The following is a 7,009-nucleotide window of genomic DNA, read 5'->3' as shown; positions in this document are numbered from 1 at the left end:
TAAGAGCGCCTCCTTGATGGTGTTGGGTTTTAAGCCCGGGACAAACCCATCATACCGAGGCGCTCCTTTTTTGACAAAGGCCATTTCTTAGCCTTAACAGGAATGTTTAGCGCAATAGGCTGCACGCGGCTGCCATTTTACGTTTGTTCAACTATCGTTACCCGTTAGTTTAATCGCAATAAACTATTTATTTCCACGAATAATACTTGATATTATTCCTAATGCTTCTTTTCCCTCTGGAATCGGAAAACCAACAAAGCAATGATTCATTTTTTCATAAGTATATAGGGTAACATCCATTCGTTTTTCTGTGGCAATTTTAGAATACTTCAATATATCTGCATGTAATATATCATGTGTGCCAGAAAAAAGAGTTATCGGGGGCAACCGCTCTAAGTCCCCATATATGGGACTCACCAATGGGTCCTTGGGATCTAAATCTCCTGCATATATAAACCCTCCATATCCAAGACTTTCAATATTAAGCAATGGGTCATAGGGTTGAATATCAATCATTGCAGGATTTGTATTTGTTACATCCAGCCAAGGGGATATCAAAATTGCTTGCTTAGGCAGAGGCAATCCTTGATCTCTAAGAACCTGCAAAAATGATAGAGCTAAACCTCCACCAGCAGATTCACCCATCAAAATAATGTTCTCGGCTGATACACCTTTATTGTGTATCAAGTATAAATACCTCTCCATTATCATTTTATGTACGTCAATTGCATGGTAAGACGGAGCCTTTGGGTATACAGGTAAAATAAAATTGGCATTCAATTCTTTGGATACATTCTTGAAAAATTTAAAATGAAAAGAGAGCGGTTGAGACCAATAGCCCCCTCCATGAAGATAAAAGATAAACAAATCACTTGAATTATTTTCGGGCTGTATAACAAATGTATCAGTAAATCCATCATATTCTTCAACCCCATATTTGGCACGGTATTTCTCTGGAAGTATGTATGGAGCATTGCTTGTTTGTAATGATTTATTAAAGTTATCTTTGTCTCTTCTATCACGAAGAGGGATAAACTTAAATACAGTCTCCATTAAGAAACTTGTAAAGCTTCTTCCACTTATCTTCAATCATAATCAACCTCTCGTATATAACGTTATGTTGACAATCCAACATAGGTGTTATTATGTTTTACTTATGTTCAATTGTCATTCGTCAATATGAGATAAAATGTTATTAAACCGACAGTATTGATTGCAAGTGTTGAAATCGGAGGAGAATATGGGCGAAAACAGGAAGGTCCAGTATACAAAAAGAATAATTCGTGAAAGCTATCTCTCCCTATTGAGTAAAAAGCCAATTGGGAAAATCACTGTTGCAGAAATATGCAAGTTAGCTGATATTAACAGGGGGACCTTTTATCAGTATTACAAGGACGTTTACCATCTACAAGAAATTATTGAAGATGAACTGTATATTAAATTTGAGAGTATGCAGCCACTTAGAAAAGAAAATAATTTCTCTGCCATAACCTTTGCAGCTGTTTCATTAATATACGAAGAAAAGGAACTTTGCCAAACAATCCTTGGAAAGTATGGAAACACTCCGTTTATTGAACGAGTCTTCAATTTGTGCCGCCAAAATACTTTTGAGATGTATAAGAAGATAGGAATTAGCGGATCTGATTCAATTTACATTTACAATTACCTGCTATCAGGTAGCACTGGAATTATACGGACTTGGGTTGAAAGCGATTTTAACGAAGCCCCAGAAACGATTGTAAACTACATTGATAACCTTGCTCGTAAAGGATTATCAGCATACAGTAAGCATGTTAACTCATAATACATATAACCGCCACCACACTCTACTGCTCTTTAGGTTAATAACAAAAAGAGACCCACAGCAACGGGCTGCGGGTCTAAGTTTATATTTTAAAGGGGGTCGGTTTTTATTATAACCTTTAATGATTAATACCAGATGAAAATAAGATTTCAGTCCTGTAACATTTACTCAACTCTCGTGTCCCGTTAGTTCAATGAAAGATAAGACCTATAGTCATTTAACTCACTTTGGCTCCATGCGAGAGTAAAAACAACACTGCTTGCTCTGTATCCATCCGTATCCCCTTGAGTGTGATGGATTTGAAATCCACACCATCCATTTTAGCTCCCCTTACATCGGCTCCCTGTAATTTCGCTCTAGCTAGCATTGTTCTCGTAAGATCACAATTTCTTAAGTCAGCTTTTTCTAAATTTGCTTCGGTTAGATCTGTTTCATAAAATTTAATTCCACGTAAATCTTGCTTAACCAGTCTGGCATTCCTCAAATTCGTATAAGACCAATCCCCCTGGAATATGGTGATCCCATCCATATTAGCACTGGAAAAATCTGAACCCGTCATTTTGCAGTTTTCAAACTTCGAGACAAATAGATTTGCTTCGGTAAAGTTACAATTCTCAAACGCAGACTCCTTATGAACGGAGCTATTTAACGAGGCACCCCGAAAATTACATTCGATGAAACGGCAGTTCCTAATTGTAATCTCCTCTAACGATCCGTTAGCAAATGTGCAACGATGGAAAGTGCAACTTGTTAGCTCGCCATACCTCAAATCTTGGTTACAAAAGTCTACCCCATCATAATTTTGATTGTTATGCTCAAACATGATACTCCTCCTCCTCCGATAGTTGATATATCAACTATCGGGTGTGCGCAAATCATTTTTTCATATTTTCTCGCATCTTAATTAGTAGTCTGCGTAGTTCATTCATTTCTTCAAGTGAAAAACCTGTTTCAAGTACATCAATAGTTCCTGAAATACAAGGTATTACATTTGTAGCTAAGCTCTTACCTTTATCTGTTAATGATACTTTAAAGTAACGACGGTCATAACTATTAGTAATTCTGTGCATTAGACCTTTAGTTTCAAGGCTCACAATCATCCGAGTGATACTTGATTTATCTTTTCTTAAAGCGAAAGCAATCTCACCCTGAGACAACCCATCTCGTTCATTAAGCAAAACAATGATAAAGGCTTGTTCAGGCGTAATATCATAAGGAGCTAAACTTTTAGTCATGTGCATAGATATCTCTAATTTGGCATCATGAATTAAGACAGCAATATTATCGAGTAAATCCATTAGTAATCACATCCCATGAAAGAATATACCAAAGTAGTTGATAAGTCAACCACTTTGGTCATTTCCATATATGTTGTGTGAATTATTGAGCATAACTGCCCGTTACTTCAACAGAGAAGGCAGCCGATCGTGTGCGGCTGCCTTCATGTCGTGATATAACTATCGTTCTCTCGTTAGTTTAGTCTTGAATAGCATTAAACTCAAAATCACCGCTTTCAAAAACATATTCTGCATCATTTGCTTCAAATGTTTGAACAAGATGCTCGAACCATTCCTGATAATTCGTGGCTAATACCTCTCGTTCCTCCGAATCGTGCCACATACTGATGATTTGACCTTTCTTACCTTCATTGGTTGGTGCTAAATCAAGACAGTGATGATCCCCGCAGCCGTTATATGTTAAAGGTATCCACGCAAGTTGCCACCATACTTTAGCAATCCCATCTTTGGGTTCTGAATTCCAATCAATAAATGACTCTTTATCATATAATTCTTTCCAAACGGTCCATTCATCCAAAATCCTTTGAGTGGAAAGAAGTTCCCATCCTGCGATTAGCCACTGGGAATCACCCGATTGTCCGTTATGAATACGCAGCGATTCTTTGAATTCCTCTGGTAAATTGACACCTAAAGCAGTTTCTAATTCTATTATTTCGGACTCACTTGCCCCAGGGTTTAAATCTTCTAATACTTCTGGTGCATGATTTTTAAGCCATTTCTCCATTCTTTCCCACAATAATTTCACTGTTTACCATCCTCTGTTTCGGTTTTTATTATTGTGTATTTTCGATAAGGTTGCTCCGTTATCCTGCCCTTTAGCTTAACAAGCCGATATTAAATTACACTAACCTGAATAAACCGTTTCGTGCTACTAGGCTTTCAATTCAAAAAAATGGAGATAATATTCATACTAAATCATACAAGATTGGGGTCATAGCTTGAATGAAATGTTTTTTGTATGGACAATTGGTCTAGTTTTGATGATTGGCAGCGGTTATTTTGTTTATGGGTCGTTAAAGGATGCAATTAAACACGTGAAAAGTTACGGGGCCGAAAAAGCTGAAAAAAGGTTACTCTGGTGGTACTTAGGCTGGCCATTAGTAATACTAGATGTGCTTGGGAAGCCTGGACGTCCTAACATGATACTTTTTATAATCGGGATACTTATTTTTGTAGTAATGACAATAAGAATCGTGGGACTATTATTGGGTTATAATTTACTTGAATAACGGTTGTACAAATAAATAGCCATTCCACCACGCTCTACTGCCCGTTCAATAAAAAGAGGAGCCACCGCATAGCTCCCCCCAAGTATCGTTATCCGTTAGTTCAGCACTTTGTGTGAGTCTATGCTTTATTTTCTCTGTTGGATTTGAATAAGTCTCTGTTTGGCCTCATTTCTTTGTCAAAAACGGCTTCATATCCTCGGGAGACTTGATCATATCTAGCGTAGTTTTTGTTTTGCCTGTTCGGGTATCAAATTGGATTTTAAACGGTAAGGCTTCACGATAGAACTTGCTATTCATGGTATCGCTTTGCATGGTAAAAACATCATTCTTCCTTATGTCATTACCTAGACTTTCGATGAAGCTCTTTGGATAAAAGATAATCTCCATTGAAGCATCCTTTAGAGCTCTCTGCTTCATAAACTCAGTTACGAGATAGCCATACTCAAGAGCTCTTTGCTCAGTAAAATCAGGATCAACTGCCATTCCCATAAACAGATATTCTTCAGTAGCATGCTCATGTAGCTTCCGAATGTCCTTGTACTGGGTCTCGGCAGAGAACTTGTCGAGTAACTCCTTCGGTATGTTTATATTGACTGCATAACAATCGAAGCCTGGACTCAATTGAGAAATTAAAGGAGCGTACTCCTTGATCGTGTCATATCGCCATTTCGATTCCTTAAAGCTATGTTCGTCCACTTTAAAGTCTTGAGACACAGACACATAAAACTTGAGTTGAGGTCTAGTCGCCGGGCGCGCCGTTACGAGATATTTTCCCTTGTCTTCTCCGAACTGTTTTGAATAGGCTACGCTCTCGATGACGAAATCTTCTGATTTCATGTAGACCACTGCTGCGTGTTCAGCCTTAAACCCGATAATCGGATAGTAGATATAGTCCCAAAGAACGGCGATGAAAATGGCGGCAATTAACCCGAATACTGATATAAAAACGACTAAAAACGCCTTCAATCCCTGCTCCACTCCCTTTCGATGTCGTCATTCCCCCGATAGAATGCCCTTCGATATTCCATGAACATTAGGCTAGAATTGGGAAGCATGAGGTAAAATTGCTCATAACCTTATATTAATTATCGGCTCTCACCTAATCTCTCTGTAGTGCATTTATTGAAGATTACTGCCCGTTAGCGTAGCGAGCACGATAATACGGTTCAAGTTCATTCGCGACACAAACATATGCGCTTTGAAATATTAAATCCCCAATAAAAAAACCGCCAAGTAAAAGGCGGTTTTTAATCTCAATATTATTTTAACATTACAGATTACAGATTATTACTACTCACATGCCACTCCATCACCATCACGATCGAGTTTACTGCTATAACCTGGATCATTTTTATATAGTGGTGCCTTGCCTGCCGCTTTCACTGCAGTACAATTTTGATATGTAACATTACTTGGAGTATCAGGTCTTGGAGAAACTTCTTGCGCAGGTGAAGTTGTTGGAGCAGCCGACTGTTCTAAATCAGCCCAAACCCCTCTTTTCGCATCTCTAGCATTGGTTTGCAGGTATTTAAACAACTCTACCCAACGAACGTTAGGCGGGTATGTTGCCATTTTAGCAAATCCCTCGCCAGCTAATGCCGCATTATATAATGAACCATCTTTTAGGTATACATAGCCAAGTAAACGACCATATTTATCTCGCTCTTCCACATCGAGTTCCACATAAACAGTCTTCCCTGTCAATTGACCTTTAGAAAAGTTGGATGCCTCTAACCCGCCTTCTTGAACAGGCTTGGTGGGATGAACCGTCTCCGGTGTATCAATACCAATCAAACGAATCTTTTCCGTAATACCATCCCATGTCACTTCAAAAGTGTCGCCGTCAACAACACGGTTAACTGTGACTTGTTTCTTTGTGGTTGAACTAATTGTTATTGTCCGGGAAGCTCCTTCCCATCCAACAGTTGCACCGAGTGCTTCACCGACAAATCGGAGTGGTACAAGCGTTGAGCCATTTATAACCTGACCTGCAACCGGGATAATAGCTGCTTGTCCATCTTTCGTATAGTAGTCATTTCCAACCGTATACACAATAACACTAGTGCCCTTAATTGCTGTAACCGTTTTAGTTTCCTGCTCCCATTCTACTTGAGCACCCAGAGATTCAAAAATCTTGCGTAACGGAACTAATGTGCTCCCATCAATTATCTGAGGATCCACCTCAAATACTAACTGTTTGCCGTCTAAAAACACAGCAGGTGCAGAATTGCTAGCTGCACTTAGCGCTGGAACAGCGGTCAATACCAACGCAAGACATAGGATTAATGGAAATATTTTTTTGAACAATATAAGTCACCCTTTCTTGAACCTCCAATAGTATTAATTGGAATTCACAAATCCTATAATATCATATCCTTTATTAATTTGGGTGAATTGGGTGATATTGGATTAATGACTCAAGTTGATACAGAATAAGGTCTCGGTTCCTGAGTAGGACGTTAGCACTTCCTTCTTTTTATTTTGCTCTACTGTGATCTAGAATGATATTAGGGCATCAAAAATACCGCCAAATTAAGAGGCGTTCTTCACATTGTTATTGAGCTAATGTTCACCGTTAGATTCCTGTAGATGGATAAATTTCAGCTTTGTAAAAAAACGAGCGCCTCGGTACGATGGGGTTACGCACGAGGTCATTGCCTCAAAAACCCATCCAGGAG

The 7,009-nt window shown here is 38.8% G+C and carries 8 protein-coding genes; 2 read left to right on the top strand and 6 right to left on the bottom strand.

The window, feature by feature from the left end:
- Nucleotides 1-183: 183 nt before the first annotated feature.
- Entirely contained in the window at nucleotides 184-1,089 is a 906-nt protein-coding gene (locus AC58QM_RS35755; RefSeq protein WP_497289415.1) for an alpha/beta hydrolase fold domain-containing protein, read from the bottom strand.
- A gap of 151 nt (nucleotides 1,090-1,240) precedes the next feature.
- On the opposite strand from AC58QM_RS35755, the gene AC58QM_RS35750 reads away from it, so the two are divergent.
- A complete protein-coding gene (locus tag AC58QM_RS35750; protein ID WP_497289414.1) occupies nucleotides 1,241-1,804 on the top strand; it encodes a TetR/AcrR family transcriptional regulator in 564 nt (187 codons plus the stop codon).
- Nucleotides 1,805-2,021: 217 nt separating this feature from the next.
- Here AC58QM_RS35750 and AC58QM_RS35745 read toward each other — a convergent pair whose 3' ends face one another.
- From AC58QM_RS35745 to AC58QM_RS35735, 3 genes are all read right to left on the bottom strand, one after another.
- A complete protein-coding gene (locus tag AC58QM_RS35745) occupies nucleotides 2,022-2,627 on the bottom strand; it encodes a pentapeptide repeat-containing protein (protein ID WP_497289413.1) in 606 nt (201 codons plus the stop codon).
- 52 nt (nucleotides 2,628-2,679) lie between these two features.
- Nucleotides 2,680-3,102, bottom strand: coding sequence for a MarR family winged helix-turn-helix transcriptional regulator (locus AC58QM_RS35740; RefSeq protein WP_497289412.1), 423 nt, complete (start codon nucleotides 3,100-3,102; stop codon nucleotides 2,680-2,682).
- Between the two features lie 178 nt (nucleotides 3,103-3,280).
- A complete protein-coding gene (locus AC58QM_RS35735; RefSeq protein ID WP_497289411.1) occupies nucleotides 3,281-3,847 on the bottom strand; it encodes an SMI1/KNR4 family protein in 567 nt (188 codons plus the stop codon).
- 193 nt (nucleotides 3,848-4,040) lie between these two features.
- Between AC58QM_RS35735 and AC58QM_RS35730 the strand changes: the two genes are divergently transcribed.
- A complete protein-coding gene (locus AC58QM_RS35730) occupies nucleotides 4,041-4,331 on the top strand; it encodes a hypothetical protein (protein WP_497289410.1) in 291 nt (96 codons plus the stop codon).
- Between the two features lie 165 nt (nucleotides 4,332-4,496).
- On the opposite strand, the gene AC58QM_RS35725 is transcribed toward AC58QM_RS35730, so the two are convergent.
- Entirely contained in the window at nucleotides 4,497-5,297 is an 801-nt protein-coding gene (locus AC58QM_RS35725; RefSeq protein WP_497289409.1) for a hypothetical protein, read from the bottom strand.
- Nucleotides 5,298-5,621: 324 nt separating this feature from the next.
- On the bottom strand, nucleotides 5,622-6,638 hold the full coding sequence (locus AC58QM_RS35720; protein WP_497289408.1) for a stalk domain-containing protein: 1,017 nt from the start codon (nucleotides 6,636-6,638) through the stop codon (nucleotides 5,622-5,624).
- Nucleotides 6,639-7,009 lie beyond the last annotated feature (371 nt).

The organism is Paenibacillus sp. J22P165 (assembly GCF_059692015.1).
Note: the sequence above shows the minus strand (reverse complement) of the source record. Positions and strands in the feature narration are given on the sequence as shown.